The organism is Paraburkholderia sp. ZP32-5 (genome assembly GCF_021390495.1).
GTDB lineage: Bacteria > Pseudomonadota > Gammaproteobacteria > Burkholderiales > Burkholderiaceae > Paraburkholderia.
This window is the reverse complement of sequence record NZ_JAJEJP010000001.1, coordinates 3,398,674-3,415,938: the sequence shown is the minus strand read 5'-3', so window position 1 is coordinate 3,415,938 and position 17,265 is coordinate 3,398,674. Positions and strand designations below refer to the sequence as shown.

The following is a 17,265-nucleotide window of genomic DNA, read 5'->3' as shown; positions in this document are numbered from 1 at the left end:
CGCGCTCGCGTTCGGTCTGTCGCTCGTCGCGATGTCGGTCGCGCAAAGTGCGCAAGCCGCGCAGGCCGCGCCGCTGAAAATCGGCATGACCTTCCAGGAGCTGAACAACCCGTATTTCGTAACGATGCAAAAGGCGTTGAACGATGCGGCCGCATCGGTCGGCGCGACGGTGGTCGTCACCGATGCGCATCACGACGTCAGCAAGCAGGTCAGCGACGTCGAGGACATGCTGCAGAAGAAGATCGACATCCTGCTCGTCAATCCGACCGATTCGACCGGCATCCAGTCGGCGGTGACGTCGGCGAAGAAGGCCGGCGTGGTGGTCGTCGCGGTCGATGCGAATGCAAACGGTCCGGTCGATTCGTTCGTCGGCTCGAAGAACTACGACGCGGGCATGATGGCCTGCGAATACCTGGCGAAGTCGATCGGCGGCAGCGGCGAGGTGGCGATTCTCGACGGCATTCCGGTCGTGCCGATTCTCGAACGCGTGCGCGGCTGCAAGGCGGCGCTCGCGAAATCGCCGGGCGTGAAGCTGGTCGACACGCAGAACGGCAAGCAGGAACGCGCGACCGCGCTGTCCGTCACCGAGAACATGATTCAGGCGCATCCGAACCTGAAGGGCGTATTCAGCGTCAACGACGGCGGCTCGATGGGCGCGCTGTCGGCGATCGAATCGTCGGGCAAGGACATCAAGCTGACCAGTGTCGACGGCGCGCCGGAAGCGATCGCCGCGATCGAGAAGCCGAACTCGAAATTCGTCGAGACGTCCGCGCAATTCCCGGCCGACCAGGTGCGCATCGCGCTGGGTGTCGCGCTCGCGAAGAAGTGGGGTGCCAATGTGCCGAAGGCGATTCCGGTCGACGTGAAGATGATCGACAAGAGCAACGCGAAGGGCTTCAGCTGGTAAAGGCGCATGCGGGTGGGTGTGGCGCTTGCCGTGTGCGAAAGATGCACACGGCAACTTGCCATGCGACCCGCGACAGGAACACGCGATGGACACGATCCTCAAGCTCGACAACATCAGCAAAAGCTTTCCCGGCGTGAAGGCGCTGCAGGGCATTCACCTCGATATCGCGCGCGGCGAGATTCACGCGCTGCTCGGCGAGAACGGCGCGGGAAAGTCGACGCTGATGAAGATTCTGTGCGGCATCTACCAGCCCGACGAAGGCACGATCACGCTCGACGGCGAGCAGCGCCATTTCGCCAACTATCACGATGCGGTGGCCGCGGGCGTCGGTATCGTGTTTCAGGAATTCAGCCTGATTCCGTATCTGAACGCGGTGGAGAACATGTTTCTCGGCCGCGAAATGCGGACCCGCTTCGGCATGCTGGAGCGCACGAAGATGCGGCGCGCGGCCGCGGCGATTTTCGCGCGGCTCGGTGTCGCGATCGATCTGTCGGTGCCGATTCGGGAACTCTCCGTCGCGCAGCAGCAGTTCGTCGAAATCGGCAAGGCGTTGTCGCTCGATGCGCGCGTGCTGATTCTCGACGAGCCGACCGCGACGCTGACACCGGCCGAAGCCGCGCATCTGTTCACGATCATGCGTGAGCTGAAGCAGCAGGGTGTTGCGATGATCTTCATCTCGCATCACCTCGAAGAGATTTTCGAGGTGTGCGACCGGATCACGGTGCTGCGCGACGGCCAGTACGTCGGCATGACCGAGGTCGCGCAATCGGACGTGAGCCGGCTCGTGCAGATGATGGTCGGGCGCCGCATCGAAAGCAGCTTTCCGCCGAAGCCGACGCTTCGCGCCGATGCGAAGATCGTGCTCGACGTCGTGCGGCTGCAGCTGTTCAAGGACAGCCCTGAATTGAGCTTTACGCTGCGCGAAGGCGAAATTCTCGGCTTTGCGGGACTGGTCGGCTCGGGACGCACCGAGACCGCGCTCGCGGTGATCGGTGCCGATCGCGCGTACGTGAAGGAGATTCGCGTGAACGGCGCGGCGGCGAAACTCGCCGATCCGGCCGATGCGTTGCGCGCGGGGGTCGGCATTTTGCCGGAGAGCCGCAAGACCGAAGGGCTGATCATCGACTTCTCGATCAAGCAGAACATCTCGATCAACAACCTCGGCAAGTACCGCTCGCTACGCTTCTTTATCGACCAGCGCGGCGAGGCACGGGCGACCGCCGACATCATGAAGCGCGTCGGCGTGAAGGCGCCGACGATGCACACCGAAGTCGCGACGCTATCGGGCGGCAACCAGCAAAAGGTCGTGATCGCGCGCTGGCTCAATCACCACACCAACATCCTGATCTTCGACGAACCGACGCGCGGCATCGACGTCGGCGCGAAGGCCGAAATCTATCTGCTGATGCGCGAACTGACCGCGCGCGGCTACTCGATCATCATGATCTCGTCCGAGTTGCCGGAGATCGTCGGCATGTGCGACCGCGTCGCCGTATTCCGGCAGGGCCGCATCGAAGCGATGCTCGAAGGCGACGCGATCGAATCGAACGCCGTGATGACCTATGCGACCGCCGGTTCGCTCGGAGCCAATCATGAACACGCCTAATCCTTCTTCGCCGCCGAAAACGTCCACCGTCACGAGCGATACGCCGGGCGCGCCGGTGCGCTTCAGCTGGTCCGCGATAAAACGCTCGACGCTGTTCTATCCGTTCGTCGGTTTGCTGGTCGTGTGCATCGTGATGGTGTTCGCGAGCGACAGCTTTCTGTCCGCGGCGAACATCGAGAACGTGCTGCGCCAGGTGTCGATCAACGCGATCATCGCGGTCGGCATGACCTGCGTGATCCTGACCGGCGGCATCGATCTGTCGGTCGGCTCGGTGATGGCGCTGTCGGGCACGCTCGCGGCCGGCTTGATGGTGGCCGGCATCAACGCGGTGGCCGCGCTCGCGGTCGGCATTGCAATCGGTCTCGGCTTCGGCGCGGCCAATGGCTTTTTCGTCGCGTTCGCCGGCATGCCGCCGATCATCGTCACGCTCGCGACGATGGGCATCGCGCGCGGTCTCGCGCTGATCTACACGGGCGGCTATCCGATCGACGGGCTGCCCGACTGGGTCGGTTTCTTCGGCAGCGGCAAGATTCTCGGCATCCAGGCGCCGGTCGTGATCATGGTGGTGGTCTATGCGATCGCGTGGGTGCTGCTCGAACGGATGCCGTTCGGGCGCTACGTGTACGCGATCGGCGGCAACGAACAGGCGACCCGGCTCTCCGGCGTGCGCGTCGCGCGCGTGAAGCTGCTGGTCTACACGCTCGCGGGCCTGACTTCCGCGTTTGCGGCGATCGTGCTGACCGCGCGGCTGATGAGCGGTCAGCCGAACGCCGGTGTCGGCTTCGAGCTCGATGCGATCGCCGCCGTCGTGATGGGCGGCACGTCGATTTCCGGCGGCCGCGGTTCGATCCTCGGCACGTTGATCGGCGCGCTGCTGCTCGGCGTGCTGAACAACGGCCTGAACATGGTCGGCGTGAATCCCTACGTACAGAACGTGATCAAGGGCGGAATCATTCTGCTTGCGATCTACATCAGCCGCGACCGCAGAAAGTAACTCTCCCCAACACTCTCTCACCCTCTATCTGGCAGGACCATGCAATGACGACTCAAACAGACAAGCAGAACATGACCGCCATCGTCTGTCATGCGCCGAAGGACTATCGCGTCGAACAGGTGAAAAAGCCCAGCGCCCGCGCGCATGAACTCGTGATCCGCATCGCCGCGTGCGGCATCTGCGCGAGCGATTGCAAATGTCATTCGGGCGCGAAGATGTTCTGGGGCGGCCCGAGCCCGTGGGTCAAAGCACCGGTGATTCCTGGCCATGAATTCTTCGGCTATGTCGAAGAACTCGGCGAAGGGGCGGCCGAACACTTCGGTGTGAAGAAAGGCGAGCGCGTGATCGCCGAGCAGATCGTGCCGTGCGGCAAGTGCCGCTATTGCAAATCCGGCCAGTACTGGATGTGCGAAGTGCACAACATCTTCGGCTTCCAGCGCGAAGTCGCGGACGGCGGCATGGCCGAATACATGCGCATTCCGCCGACCGCGATCGTCCACAAGATTCCCGACGGCATTTCACTCGAAGACGCGGCGATCATCGAGCCGCTCGCGTGCGCGATTCATACGGTCAATCGTGGCGATCTGCAGCTGGACGACGTGGTCGTGATCGCGGGCGCGGGTCCGCTCGGTCTGATGATGACGCAGGTCGCGCATCTGAAAACGCCGAAGAAGCTGGTCGTGATCGATCTCGTCGAAGAACGGTTGGCACTCGCGCGCGAATACGGCGCCGACGTGACGATCAATCCTCAGAAGGATGACGCGCTCGCGATCATCCGATCGCTGACTGACGGCTACGGCTGCGACGTCTATATTGAAACGACCGGTGCGCCGATCGGCGTCAATCAGGGGATGGACCTGATCCGCAAGCTCGGGCGCTTCGTCGAATTCTCGGTGTTCGGTGCCGATACCACGCTCGACTGGTCGGTGATCGGCGATCGCAAGGAACTGGACGTGCGCGGCGCGCATCTGGGGCCTTACTGCTATCCGATCGCGATCGATCTGCTGGCGCGCGGGCTCGTCACGTCGAAGGGCATCGTCACGCATGGCTTTTCGCTGGAAGAATGGGACGACGCGATCCGCATCGCGAATTCGCTCGATTCGATCAAGGTGCTGCTGAAGCCGCGTGGGTGACGCGTGCGGGTGTGAACGTCGCGTGTGCGAATCTGCTGCGGATTTCACGCATCAGCTGTCAACGGAGACTCTATGAACTACGTCATCGGCGTCGATATCGGCACGCAGAGCACGAAGGCGCTACTGGTCGATCAGCACGGCGCGATCGTCGCGCAGCACGCGTCGAGCTATCAACCCGATACGCCAAAGCCGCTGTGGGCCGAACAATGGCCCGCGGTGTGGGTCAAGGCGGTGGTCGAGTGCGTGGCTGCCTGTGTGAGCGACGCGAAAGCAGCCGGCGTCGCCGCGAGTTCGATCAAGGCGCTGTGCGTGAGCAGCCTGTACGGCGGCTCGGGCATTCCGGTCGACAGCGACATGCGGCCACTCGCACCGTGTCTGATCTGGATGGACCGGCGCGCGACCGCGCAGGTCGACTGGGTGCGCGAGCACATCGATGTCGAACGACTCTGTACGATCACTGGCAATGGCGTGGACAGCTACTACGGCTACACGAAGATGTTGTGGCTGCGCGAAAACGAGCCCGACGTATGGGCACATACGCGCTATTTCCTGCCGCCGAACGCGTACGTGATCTACCTGCTGACCGGCGAGGTGGCGGTCGATCATAGTGCGGCCGGCAATATCGGTGGTGTGTACGACATCGCAAAGCGCGACTGGTCGGACGAAGCGCTCGACATGCTCGGCATTCCCGCGACGATGATGCCCGAGCGCCTGGTTGAATCGTCGGACGTGGTGGGCGGCTTGCTATCGCAATGGACCGCGCAGCTCGGGCTCGACGCCGGCACCGCGATCGTCGCGGGCGGCGTCGATGCGGCGGTGGCGACGTTCGCGGCCGGCGTCACGCGCGCGGGTCAGCACGTCGCGATGATCGGCACCAGCATGTGCTGGGGCTATATCAATCAGCATGTCGACGCGCGGCATGGCCTCGTCAGCATGCCGCATGTGTTCAACGGCCAACACGACCTGTATGTGTTCGGCGGCGCGATTACCGCCGGGGCATCGGTGGCGTGGTTTCGCGAGCAGTTCTGTCATGCGGAGATCGAAGCCGCGCGCGCGATGCCGCACGGCGATCCGCATCGGCTGCTCGAAGAGTCGGCCGCGAAGGTGCCTGCGGGCTCCGATGGCGTGCTGTTTCTGCCGTATCTGATGGGCGAGCGCAGTCCGGTGTGGGATGCGAAAGCGAGCGGCGCGTTCGTCGGCTTGAGCCTTTTTCATACGCGCGCGCATCTGTATCGCGCGGTGCTGGAAGGCGTGTCGTTCGCGCTGAAGCACAACATCGAGGCGGGCCGCAAAGGCGCGCCGTCGCTCAACGACAAGCTGATCGTGGTCGGCGGCGCCGCGCATTCGGACCTGTGGATGCAGATCATCGCGGATGTCACCGGTTATCCGGTCTACACGATCGAACAGGACGTCGAGGCCGCGATGGGCGCCGCGCTGCTCGCGGCGTTCGGTGTCGGACTGATCTCGCGCGAAGCCGCGCAGGGTGGCTGGGTCACGCTGGTCGAACGCGCGCAACCGGACGCACAGCGCATGGCGTTATACGAACGATGCTTCGGCGTGTACACGGATCTCTATCCGGCGTTGAAGCCGGTCATGCATCGGTTGCAATCATCATGAACGTCACTTTCGATTTTTCCGGTCGCTCGATTCTGGTGACGGGTGCGTCCAGCGGTATCGGCCGTGCGACGGTCGAAGCGCTGTGTGCAAGCGGCGCGTCGGTCGTCGCGGCGGCGCGCAACGTGAACGAACTCGCGCGCCTCGCCGAGGAAACCGGCTGCGAGCCGCTGATGCTCGACGTCAGCGACGAAGCGGCGATCGACGAAGCGTTTTCATCGCTCGATCCGTTCGATGGGTTGGTCAATTGCGCGGGCATCGCGTTGCTCGAACGCGCGGTCGATACGACGGCCGCGAGCTTCGACCGCGTGATGGCGGTCAATACGCGCGGCGCGGTACTGGTCGCGAAGCATGCCGCGCGCGCGATGCTCGATGCGCGGCGCACGGGCAGCATCGTCAACGTATCGAGCCAGGCGGCGCTCGTCGCGCTCGACGAGCATCTGAGCTATTCGGCGTCGAAGGCCGCGCTCGATGCGGTCACGCGCGCGCTATGCATCGAGCTGGGGCCGAGCGGGATTCGCGTGAACAGCGTGAACCCGACCGTTACGCTGACGCCGATGGCTGTGCACGCGTGGAGTGATCCCGCGAAACGCGATCCGGCTTTGCAGGCGATTCCGCTCAGGCGGTTTGCCGAGCCCGCGGAAGTGGCCGCACCGATCCTGTTTTTGCTGAGCGATGCGGCGTCGATGATCAGCGGTGTTTGCCTGCCGATCGATGGGGGGTATACGGCGCGGTAGGAGGCGGCCGCCGTTGGTTGGCAGGTGAAATGGAAGTAGATGGAAGCTTGCCAAACGGCGTGGGGTTAGTCGCTCGGAGGAAGCGCAGTCTACTCGCTCAGAAGAAGACGCTTCAGCTCGTCAAGAAACGATTCCGTGGTGTGCCCCCACAGTGTCGGATCGAACTGCCGGCCGAATTGTTCTTCGAAGGCGGTGTCAAGATTTCCGGCGTGATCGCCCTTGAATCGGTCTATGTCGGTCACCGTCGCATTAATCTCCTCCGGTGTACATTCGCGTGTAAACGACAACACCAGTTCTTCGATTGTGTTTCCAAACAGGTCGAAATCTTCATGGAAGCGGCCACAAATCAGTTGATACAAGTTTTCGTAATTCATAGATCACTATCCGTGCGAAGTCAGTGTTCGACCATAGCCGTGAGAATGTAGTACGGCATCCCGTTATGCGTCCCGTACTTCAAGATGACCTTCACCTTACTGCAATCCGCCAACGCGTCGGTTTTCCTGACCAACGCATAGCCCACTTTTCTCCCAACGTCTTTTTCCAGCGTCAGAGTTCGTCTTGGTGCTCTTGTCCATGCGTGAATTTTCGATGCATTTGCGCGCATTGTTTCCGATATAGCCCACTCCGCCTGCTCAAGATTGATGAAGGACGATACTACGGTCCTCCCCGGCTCCAACCTGAGCCTCTCGCGCAACTGAGCCTCAGTTCTCCCCACATGTTTCAGAAGCGTATGTCCGCCGATCTCGCTGCCTGCCTTCGCCTCATGCATGTGCAGATTGATCCTGCCCATCGTGATGCGAGCGGCGCGTGCTGCCCTGATCGAGCCGGCAAAGCCGAATGGCACCGCGATATCGAGCGACAGCCCAATATTGTTCGCGATGTCAGGGCTCGCCTTCATTACTTCAGCGAGCTTCGTCGTGCCCTGCCGGATCAGCGTCGCTGTGTCCCCACCAGTCCACAACTGCCGGAGGCCTGCCGCCGCGGTATCGGAGCCATGTGCCCCGAACACAATACAGCCGGCTTTGCTGGCCATCGTCGGCTCCGGCAAAACGCAGAGCGCAGCCGCACCGACCATTTCCAGCACGCCGCCGACGACCGCCAGTCCGCCCCAAAGGCGGTTGGAAAGCATCTCCGTGTGGCTGATCGACTGGCGCGATAGCACGGCCGCGAGTTGTGCCGCACTCAGTACGACCTTCACGCCTTCTTCGTTATCGGCATCGGACATCTCGAAACCCTCTTCTGTTTTTATGGGGTTCCGATGCTGCCGTGCTGATCATCTGTTGAGATTCGGATAACTCCGAATTTCCCGTCGCCGGATGCACGATGCTTGCGCTGCATCAAACGGGAATAGCCACGGCCTGACGTTGACATGCACCAGGATATCAGCGTCAGGCCGCGAAACTGCTGGAGGCGCGCTAGCCGCTACAACATCGTGCGCACATGCCACAACTCCGGAAACAGCACGACGTCGAGCATCTTCCTCAGATACGGCGCGCCGCTGGTGCCGCCGGTGCCCTGCTTGAAGCCGATGATGCGTTCCACCGTCGTGACGTGCCGGAAGCGCCACTGCCGGAACGCATCCTCGAGATCGACCAGTTCCTCGGCCATCTCGTACAGCTCCCAATGCTCGGACGGGTTGCGATAGACCTCGAGCCAGGCCGCTTCGACCGACGCATCGTGTTCGGTCGGCTGGGTCCAGTCGCGCTCGAGTCGCGCCGGCGCAATCGCGAAGCCGCGGCGCGCGAGCAGCCGCACCACCTCGTCGTAGAACGACGGCGCTTCGAGCGCGGCCTTCACTTCGGCGTACACGTCGGCGCGATGCGCGTGCGGCTTCAGCATCTGATCGTTCTTGTTGCCGAGCAGAAATTCGATCTGTCGGTACTGATACGACTGGAAGCCCGACGAGCTGCCGAGGTATGGACGCATCGCCGTGTATTCGGACGGCGTCATCGTCGCGAGCACGCTCCACGCCTGCACCAGTTGCTCCATGATGCGCGACACGCGCGCGAGCATCTTGAAGGCGGGCGGCAGCTCATCGCGATGCACCGCCTTCAGCGCCGCGCGCAGTTCGTAGAGCGCGAGCTTCATCCACAGCTCGCTGGTCTGATGCTGGATGATGAACAGCATCTCGTTGTGATCCGGCGACAGCGGATGCTGCGCATCCAGCACCTTGCCGAGCGACAGGTAATCGCCGTAGCTCATCGATTCCGAGAAATCGAGCTGCGCGTCGTGCCAGCCGCTGTCGGCGGTTCCGGCGGAAGCGTCGCTCGCCGTAGCGGTCGAACCTGCCGTAGCGGCGGCATCCGTAGCAATCGGCGCGGCCTTCGCGGCCGAGCCCGCTGCGGCCGCCGCCGCCGGCTGCTGTCCATAGCCGAACGGACAGCCCTGCGCGGCCGGCTCTTCCGGCAATCCCGGCGTTTGCATGTGATCGGTCATTCCGCTTTCCTCAGGTGACGGCGCCGCGCGCGGCGAATTCGGGGGCCCGCCATGTCTCATGCGTGAGCACGTCGCGTAGCGTTTCGACGGCATCCCACACATCGACGAAGCGCGTATAAAGCGGCGTGAAGCCGAAGCGCAGCACATAAGGCTCGCGATAGTCGCCGATCACGCCGCGCGCGATCAGCGCCTGCATCACCTCATAGCCGTGCGGATGCTCGAAGCTCGCGTGCGAACCGCGTTGCGCGTGCTCGCGCGGCGTCACGAGCTTGAGCGGAAATTCGCTGCAACGCGTTTCGACCAGTTCGATAAACAGATCGGTGAGCGCGATCGACTTGTCGCGGACCGCTTGCATATCGGTTTGCAGGAACACGTCGAGCCCGCATTCGACCAGCGCCATCGACACCATCGGCTGCGTGCCGCACAGATAGCGGGCGATGCCCGGATCGGGCTGATAGGTCGGGTCCATGTCGAACGGCGCGCGATGGCCCCACCAGCCCGACAGCGGCTGCGCGAATTCGGCCTGATGGCGTTTCGGCACCCACACGAACGCGGGCGAACCGGGGCCGCCGTTCAGATACTTGTAGGTGCAGCCAACCGCGTAGTCCGCGCCGACGCCGTTCAGATCGACCGGCACCGCGCCCGCCGAGTGCGCGAGATCCCACAGCGCGAGCGCGCCCTTGTCGTGGATCAGCGTCGTCAGCGCGGCCATGTCGTGCATATAGCCGGTGCGGTAGTTCACGTGCGTGAGCATCGCGATCGCAGTGTCGTCGCCGATCGCGGCGGGCAGCTCGGACGGATCGTCGACGAGGCGCAATTCGTAGCCGCGGTCGAGCTGTTCGATCAGCCCCTGCGCGATATACAGATCGCTCGGGAAATTCGAGCGCTCGGAGACGATGACGCGGCGCTTCGGATCGCGTGCATTCGCAAGCCGCAGCGCGGCCGACAGCAGCTTGAACAGGTTGATCGAAATCGTGTCGGTGATCACGACTTCGTCTTCGGCCGCGCCGATCAGCGGCGCGAGCTTGTTGCCGAGGCGGCGCGGCAGCGCGTACCAGCCGGCGCTATTCCAGCTGCGGATCAGGCCTTCGCCCCATTCGGCGGCGATCACGGTCTGTGCGCGCTGCGCGGCCGCGGCCGGCGGCACGCCGAGCGAGTTGCCGTCGAGATAGATGGTGGTCGGCGACAGCGCGAACTGGTCGCGCAGCATTGCCAGCGGGTCGGCGTTGTCGAGCGCCAGAGCTTCGTCACGATGGTTCATGGTGGGTCGGGTCGGAGTGGTCGTTATGGCTGGAGTGAGGGTTGTTTTTTCAGGGCGCGGCGATTCGTGCCGCTGGTGTGTGTCGTTGCCGGTTCGTGATCTCGACGCCGTCGCTCAACGCGCGGCCGGCAGTGCGCGTAGCACCGCGCGCACCGGGCTCGCATCGAGCGTGGTCAGTTTCAGCGGCAGCGCGATCAGCTCGTAGTCGCCGGGTTCGACCGCGTCGAGCACGATGCCTTCGAGAATCGCCATGCGGTGCGCGCGAACCCGGTGGTGCGCATCCATCGTCTTCGATTCCTGCGGATCGAGCGACGGCGTATCGATGCCGATCAGTCTGACGCCATGCTCGGCGAGTAGATCGATGGTCTCGGGCGCGACCGCGCAGAAGCTGCTGTCCCATTCGCGCGTCGGCGCATTTCTGTAAGTGCGCAGTAAGACTCGCGGCGGCAGATCGTCGAGCGAGCCGGCCAGGTGTTGCGGCGTCACAACAGGCGATGCGCCGATGCAATGAATCACCCGGCATGAGCCGATGTACGTATCGAGCGGCACGTTGCCGATCGCGGCGCCGTCGGCGTCGTAGTGAAGCGGCGCGTCGGTGTGCGCGCCGGTGTGCGGCGACATCGTCAGGCGCGCGACGTTGACCGGCGAGCCCGCTTCCATGCGCCATATGCGCTCGATACCGACCGGCGTGTCGCCCGGCCAGACGGGGGTGGCGGTGTCGACGGCGGGGGTGATGTCCCAGAGGGTTGGCATAGCGGTTTCGGCGGAAGGTGTCTATCTGGAAATAATAGTGGTCCTGCCACGAAATGTGATTGCGAAAAAATCTCGTTCTTCGCCCTGTCTTGGAACATAATTTGATTTAAACCGGAAAGGGAGACCGAATATGAACGCGATCTCGCTCGACGCCACCGATTGCCGTATCTTGACGGTGCTTCAGCAGGAAGGACGCATCAGCAATCTCGACCTCGCGGAGCGCATCTCGCTATCGCCGTCGGCCTGTCTGCGACGACTGCGTCTGCTCGAGGAACAGGGGGTCATCGAACACTACCGCGCCTGTCTGAATCGCGAAGTATTGGGATTCGAACTCGAGGCGTTCGTGCAGGTATCGATGCGCAACGATCAGCAGAACTGGCACGAGCGCTTTGCCGAGGCGCTGCGCGACTGGCCGGAAGTGGTGGGCGCGTTCGTCGTGACCGGCGAAACCCACTACCTGCTGCGCGTTCTGGCGCACAACCTCAAGCACTATTCGGATTTCGTGCTGAACCGTCTGTACAAGGCGCCCGGCGTGATGGACATCCGTTCGAACATCGTGCTCGAGACGCTGAAGGAAGATTCAGGCGTGCCGGTCTCGCTGGTGAAGAAAACCGGACACGGGGCCGCGCATACCGAGCGGTGAAGGAGGGCGGGGTGGCGGTGGCGGCCGGACGGGTTGCGTGAATTGCGCTGCTGTTTATGCCCCCGGAGCCGCTTGCGCCGCTTCGCAAGGTTAGCGCGTATTAGCGTGCTCGCGCCGCATTAAATGCCGCGTCCCATCGGCGCGGCATGCGAGTCAGAGCGGCTTGAATCAGAGCGGTTTGAGCCCGTGGAACTGGCCGCCCTGAAACACCAGCGGCAGAATCTCAGCGGCATTTTCATGCACGCCGCAGCGCTCCACTTCGCCGACGAAGATCACGTGATCGCCTTCCTCGTAGCGGCTGCGGTTGTGACATTCGAACCACGCGAGCGCGCCATCGAGCACCGGCATGCCGGTATCACCCGCCGCATGCGACACGCCTTCGAAGCGGTCGCCCTTTACGGTCGCAAAGCGCTTGCACAGATCGAGCTGCGACGCGGCCAGCACATTGACCACGTAGTGACTGTTGGCGCGGAACACCGGCATCGATGCCGAGCGCGTCGCGAGACTCCACAGCACGAGCGGCGGATCGAGCGATACCGAATTGAACGAGCTGGCCGTGATGCCGATCAGCTGACCGGATGCGGCGCGCGTCGTGATCACGGTGACGCCGGTCGCGAACTGGCCGAGTGCCTGCTTGAAGGCTGTCCGGTCGAAATTGGGTGGGCTCGCATGCTTCATCGGGGCAGGGTCCCCATTGCGCGCCGGATAAAAGCCGGCGGGCGAGGGCACGCGCAGCGGATAGCGGATGAGTCGAAAGTCATGGTGAAAGTCGTCGATGTGCGCCAATTTTAACTGCAATCGACGCGCGCGCCGCACGATGCGCGGCCGCCGCGGTGCTTCAGCGGGCATGCCGGCCTCGCAGGCACTGCGTATGCTGCGCTGTTCTTCACCCATCGAGCGCCGGCGTTCCTATACTCGATAATCATCACGGCACGCAGCGCCGAAGGCGTCTGCGAAATAGTGCCCGCGGGCGGCGGCGGGATCTTTTCAGACGCGTTTTCGGCCATATATTCCGACCTGGTGGCGGCTCGAAGGCTTGGCCGCCGGGTCGTTTTTTCTTCTGTATCTGATTCTGGGGTGAACCATATGAACGAGACGGCAACGCTTGGCGGCGGATGTTTCTGGTGCCTCGAAGCGGTGTATCTGGGCGTCGAAGGCGTCAATGCGGTGGAGTCGGGCTATGCGGGCGGCCACGCGCGCAATCCGAGCTACGAGCAGGTGTGCGACGGCGAGACCGGTCACGCGGAAGTGGTCAAGGTCGACTTCGATCCGGCGAAGATCAGCTATCGCGAGATTCTCGACATCTTCTTCGCGATCCACGATCCGACCCAGTTGAACCGGCAGGGCAACGACGTCGGCACGCAATATCGCTCGGCGATCTTCACGCATTCCGATGCGCAGCGCGAAACGGCATTGCAGGCGATCCGCGAGATTACCGAGCAGCAGATTTACGACGGCAAGATCGTCACCGAGGTGCTGCCGCTGGACGGCAACTACTGGCCCGCCGAGGCGTATCACCAGAACTACTTCGCGCAGCATCCGAATCAGGGCTACTGCTCGTTCGTGGTCGCGCCGAAGGTCGCGAAGTTCCGCCAGAAGTTCGCGCACCGGATCAAGGCGGGGTAACTGGAGCACCGTCCGAAGCAACCGGCGGCTCAGCTTCGCGATCTGGCTCGGGAGCGTGCTGAGCCAGACGCGCGCAGGCATCGGCGATTTCCCGTGCGAGCTTCACGCAGCTAAGCGGCGCCGATCCCTCCGCCTTGTTGTTGACCGCGATCACCACCGGCTGGCCGGCCAGCGCGTAGCGCGCGGCCAGCTCGGCGAGCGACGCGCGCGTGGCCGGGTCTTCGTCGACGAGCCGGTTGAACGGCTCGTACTTCGCCTTCGCCTGCTCGTATTTGAAGCCGCCGTGCAGGCTCCAGCGCACGATCAGCGGCCCGGCCGGCTCGCCATCGAGCAGCGCAAGCGCCGCCGCCTGGCGCAGCGGATCTGGCATCCGCGCATGAATTCCGACGCAATAACGCACGCCCGCCGTTTTCAGCATACGGATGAAGCGCGGCGTGAGCAGACTCGCGTCGCGAATCTCCACCGCGTAGCAACTGCCGTCGGGCAGCGCCGGCAGCGCCGCGAAAAACTCTCCGAGACGTTCGATAAAAACCGCCGGCTGCGCGAGCATCTGGTCCGGCAGCGGCGAGAACTGGAACACCAGCGCGCCGGCTTTTGCACCGAGTCCTTCGATGCAGGGCGTGACGAAGTCGTCGATTGCCATCTGCGCGTTCAGGAAGCACGGGTTCAGCGACACCGGCTCGCCGCGTTCGGCGCGCACGGTGGCATCGGTGATCGTCATCGGTGCCTTGACGATAAAGCGGAAATGCTCGGGCACCTGTTGCGCGTAGCGCAGGTACTCGGTGACGGTGAGCGCCTGGTAGAACGAGCGGTCGATGCTGACCGTCTTCAACAGCGGATGCGCGCCGTAAGCGCTCAGGCCTTCGCGCGACAGCTTGCTGTTGCTGTAGTCGTCGCCGTAGACGATGCCGTTCCAGCCCGGGAATGACCACGTCGATGTGCCGAGGTGAATCTGCGGCGGCAACTGGGCCGCGAGCGCGAGCAGTTCGGGTGACGGCGGCGCGGCGAGCACGTTGCGGCCGCGGCGCTTTTTCGGAGTGTCGGGGGAGATGGGGGTGTCAGGGGTATCAGCGGCGGTAGCGGGGCTGCCGGGTGAGGCGGCTTGTTCAGGCTCTTCGTGCCCGGCTGACTCTTCTTCCTGCCACAACGATGCGGCGGCGGTTCCCTTTGCAGCTTTTGCCTGGCGCCGACGTTCTGGCCGGGCGGCCGCGACGCTTGCAGGCGAGGAACCAGCGTCGGACGACGCAGCGTCGGCTTCCATGCCGGCAGCCGATCCCGTTTCCGCTTCCGCCGTAACACGCGATGACGACGCACCATCCCGCGCGCCATCGCCTTTTGCCGGTGCCTTCAGCGTTGCTTCCGCCTGCGCTTGCACCGGCATACCGAACAGATCGAACTGGCCGGCGTGGTCCACCGCGTCATCGACGCTGCCGCTACCACCACCGTTCACCGGCTCTTCAACTTCATTCGTCCCGCTCTGATCCATCGATGTACGGCCTGCTGTTCAGATTGCGCCGTGGCGTTCGCTTGCTGCACGCCGCCGCGGCGCACATACGTCACAGCGGTTTTTCGTACATATAGCGGCGCGACCACGGCAGGGTTTTCGCGCTTCGGCCGGCTCTGCGGCACACCACCTGGAAGATCGATACGTCGTCGTTCTCGAACGCATACGCGCAGCCGGCGAGATACACGCGCCAGATGCGGAATTTTTCGTCGTCGACCAGCTTGCGCGCTTCGTCCGCGTGGGCTTCGAAATTTTCCGCCCAGATATCGAGCGTGTGCGCATAGTGACGGCGCAGGCTTTCGACGTCAACCGGTTCGAGACCGCCGCGCTGCATCGCTTCGAGCGCGAGGCTGATATGCGGCAGCTCGCCGTCCGGGAACACGAAGCGGTCGATGAACTCGCCGCCGCCGAGCGCGGTCTCGCCGCTCTCGGCGTCGCTCGACGTAATGCCGTGGTTCATCGCAATGCCGTCTTCGGCGAGCAGATCGTGCATCTTCTGGAAATAGCCGGGCAGGTTCTTGCGGCCGACGTGTTCGAACATGCCGACGCTCGTGATGCGATCGAACTGCCCGTCGAGGTCGCGATAATCCTGCAGCCGGATCTCGATCTGGTTTTCGAGCCCCGCCGCTTTTACGCGCGCGGTGGCGAGATCGAACTGGTTCTGCGACAGCGTGACGCCCACGCATTTCGCGCCGAACTTCTGCGCGGCGCGCAGCACCAGCGCGCCCCAGCCGCAACCGATGTCGAGCAGACGCTGGCCGGGCTGCAACTGGATTTTGGTGAGAATGTGATCGATCTTCTTCAGTTGCGCGGTCGCGAGATCTTCTGTGCCGGTCTCGAAGTACGCGCACGAGTAGACCATGTTCTCGTCGAGCCACAGCTTGTAGAACTCGTTCGATACGTCGTAGTGATACTGGATCGCTTTTTTGTCCGACGTTTTCGAATGATTGAAGTAGCGCCGCACGCGCGCGAGCTTGCCCGCGCTGGTCACGGTGTTGCGCGCCAGCGCGTAACCGATATTGATGATGTCCGACAGCTTGCCTTCGATGTCGATCTTGCCCTTCACGTACGCCTCGCCGAGATTGTCGAGGCTCGGTTCGAGCAGATAGGGCAGCGCGGTTGCGCTCTTTACGTGTAGCGTGACCTGAGGCGCGGCGAACTGCCCGAAGTCATGCTGTTGACCGTCCCACAGCACGAGGCGTGCGGGAATATTCGCTTTGGTTTTGACGTCTTCCACCCACTGCGCCAGCTTTTTCTCCCAGAACATGCGATCTCTCCGTGTTCGTTGATTTAAAGCAAAGCTTATGTGGATCGCGACAGCGCGCAGCGCATCTCGCGGGACGCACAACGCGATCCCGCCGGCCCGCGTCTGCTTTGATCGCGCGCGCCGGCAATATCTTTCGGGTCAGGGCGACAGGCGCGCGATCTGCCAGGGGCCGCTTTCGTCCGCGCGCGTGAACAGCAGACGATCGTGCAGACGCGACGGGCGCCCCTGCCAGAATTCGATCGCATCGGGCACGAGACGATACCCGCCCCAGTACGGCGGCCGCGGAGGATGGTCGCCGTATTGCAGGCTGATTTCGCGCTCTCGTACTTCGAGCTGCGAGCGGCTTTCAATTACCTGACTCTGATTCGATGCCCACGCGCCGATGCGCGAGCCGAGCGGACGCGACGCGAAATACGCATCGCTTTGTTCCGCATCGGTTTTGACGATGCGGCCTTCGATGCGCACCTGGCGTTCGAGTTCGATCCAGTGGAACAGCAGACTCGCGTGCGGGTTCGCGCTCAGTTCGCGGCCCTTGCGACTCTCGTAATTGGTATAGAACACGAAGCCGCTTTCGTCGATGCCCTTGATGAGCACGATGCGTGCCGACGGCCGGCCGCGCGAATCGACCGTGGCCAGCGTCATCGCATTGGGTTCGGGAAGTTTGGCGTCAATCGCCTGCTGGAACCACTTGTCGAACTGACGGAACGGATCGTGATCGACGTCGGCCACGTCGAGGGAGCCCAGTGAATAATTTTTTCGAAGCTCGGTGAGTGAGATCATTTTC

General features: G+C 63.2%; 17 protein-coding genes. 8 read left to right on the top strand and 9 right to left on the bottom strand.

The features are described from left to right. Positions 1-31: 31 nt before the first annotated feature. The 6 genes from L0U82_RS14740 to L0U82_RS14715 all read left to right on the top strand — a co-directional run bounded on the left by L0U82_RS14740 (position 32) and on the right by L0U82_RS14715 (position 6,991). A complete protein-coding gene (locus L0U82_RS14740) occupies positions 32-907 on the top strand; it encodes a substrate-binding domain-containing protein (protein WP_233833292.1) in 876 nt (291 codons plus the stop codon). Between the two features lie 85 nt (positions 908-992). Further along, positions 993-2,513 (top strand): sugar ABC transporter ATP-binding protein, encoded by a 1,521-nt coding sequence (locus L0U82_RS14735; protein ID WP_233831910.1) that lies wholly within the window; start codon positions 993-995, stop codon positions 2,511-2,513. Further along, complete coding sequence (locus tag L0U82_RS14730) at positions 2,500-3,507, top strand: ABC transporter permease (RefSeq protein WP_233831909.1); 1,008 nt, start codon at positions 2,500-2,502, stop codon at positions 3,505-3,507. The genes L0U82_RS14735 and L0U82_RS14730 overlap by 14 nt, the downstream gene beginning before the upstream one ends. Positions 3,508-3,551: 44 nt before the next feature. Continuing rightward, positions 3,552-4,640 carry an alcohol dehydrogenase catalytic domain-containing protein gene (locus L0U82_RS14725; RefSeq protein WP_233831908.1) on the top strand — a complete coding sequence of 363 codons (1,089 nt, stop codon included), beginning with the start codon at positions 3,552-3,554 and terminating at the stop codon, positions 4,638-4,640. Positions 4,641-4,712: 72 nt separating this feature from the next. After that, positions 4,713-6,257, top strand: coding sequence for an FGGY-family carbohydrate kinase (locus L0U82_RS14720; RefSeq protein ID WP_233831907.1), 1,545 nt, complete (start codon positions 4,713-4,715; stop codon positions 6,255-6,257). Further along, positions 6,254-6,991: an SDR family oxidoreductase gene (locus tag L0U82_RS14715; protein ID WP_233831906.1), complete on the top strand. Its 738-nt coding sequence runs from the start codon at positions 6,254-6,256 to the stop codon at positions 6,989-6,991. The genes L0U82_RS14720 and L0U82_RS14715 overlap by 4 nt, the downstream gene beginning before the upstream one ends. An 89-nt stretch (positions 6,992-7,080) precedes the next feature. Here the strand turns inward: L0U82_RS14715 and L0U82_RS14710 are convergent, their stop codons facing one another. From L0U82_RS14710 to kynB, 5 genes are all read right to left on the bottom strand, one after another. Continuing rightward, positions 7,081-7,365 (bottom strand): contact-dependent growth inhibition system immunity protein, encoded by a 285-nt coding sequence (locus tag L0U82_RS14710; protein WP_233831905.1) that lies wholly within the window; start codon positions 7,363-7,365, stop codon positions 7,081-7,083. Between the two features lie 20 nt (positions 7,366-7,385). Then, positions 7,386-8,216: an RNase A-like domain-containing protein gene (locus tag L0U82_RS14705; protein ID WP_233831904.1), complete on the bottom strand. Its 831-nt coding sequence runs from the start codon at positions 8,214-8,216 to the stop codon at positions 7,386-7,388. Positions 8,217-8,413: 197 nt separating this feature from the next. Beyond that, the gene (kynA, locus tag L0U82_RS14700) at positions 8,414-9,427 is read right to left on the bottom strand and encodes a tryptophan 2,3-dioxygenase (RefSeq protein ID WP_233831903.1); all 1,014 of its coding nucleotides are present in this window, start codon (positions 9,425-9,427) and stop codon (positions 8,414-8,416) included. A 10-nt stretch (positions 9,428-9,437) separates the two neighbouring features. After that, entirely contained in the window at positions 9,438-10,688 is a 1,251-nt protein-coding gene (gene kynU, locus L0U82_RS14695; RefSeq protein ID WP_233831902.1) for a kynureninase, read from the bottom strand. A gap of 114 nt (positions 10,689-10,802) precedes the next feature. Further along, positions 10,803-11,441 carry an arylformamidase gene (kynB, locus tag L0U82_RS14690; protein WP_233831901.1) on the bottom strand — a complete coding sequence of 213 codons (639 nt, stop codon included), beginning with the start codon at positions 11,439-11,441 and terminating at the stop codon, positions 10,803-10,805. A 130-nt stretch (positions 11,442-11,571) separates the two neighbouring features. Between kynB and L0U82_RS14685 the strand changes: the two genes are divergently transcribed. Continuing rightward, a complete protein-coding gene (locus L0U82_RS14685) occupies positions 11,572-12,084 on the top strand; it encodes an Lrp/AsnC family transcriptional regulator (RefSeq protein WP_233831899.1) in 513 nt (170 codons plus the stop codon). A gap of 168 nt (positions 12,085-12,252) precedes the next feature. Here L0U82_RS14685 and L0U82_RS14680 read toward each other — a convergent pair whose 3' ends face one another. Further along, positions 12,253-12,762, bottom strand: coding sequence for a flavin reductase family protein (locus tag L0U82_RS14680; RefSeq protein ID WP_233831897.1), 510 nt, complete (start codon positions 12,760-12,762; stop codon positions 12,253-12,255). 408 nt (positions 12,763-13,170) lie between these two features. Between L0U82_RS14680 and msrA the strand changes: the two genes are divergently transcribed. Further along, complete coding sequence (msrA, locus tag L0U82_RS14675; protein ID WP_233831895.1) at positions 13,171-13,710, top strand: peptide-methionine (S)-S-oxide reductase MsrA; 540 nt, start codon at positions 13,171-13,173, stop codon at positions 13,708-13,710. Here the strand turns inward: msrA and L0U82_RS14670 are convergent. The 3 genes from L0U82_RS14670 to pdxH form a co-directional block, all read right to left on the bottom strand. Continuing rightward, entirely contained in the window at positions 13,697-15,196 is a 1,500-nt protein-coding gene (locus L0U82_RS14670) for a DUF72 domain-containing protein (RefSeq protein WP_233831894.1), read from the bottom strand. The two genes, msrA and L0U82_RS14670, sit on opposite strands and share 14 nt — an antisense overlap. Before the next feature lie 70 nt (positions 15,197-15,266). Further along, a complete protein-coding gene (locus tag L0U82_RS14665) occupies positions 15,267-16,481 on the bottom strand; it encodes an SAM-dependent methyltransferase (protein ID WP_233831892.1) in 1,215 nt (404 codons plus the stop codon). Between the two features lie 138 nt (positions 16,482-16,619). Continuing rightward, positions 16,620-17,261, bottom strand: a complete 642-nt coding sequence (pdxH, locus tag L0U82_RS14660) for a pyridoxamine 5'-phosphate oxidase (protein ID WP_233831891.1) — start codon at positions 17,259-17,261, stop codon at positions 16,620-16,622. Between the last annotated feature and the right edge of the window lie 4 nt (positions 17,262-17,265).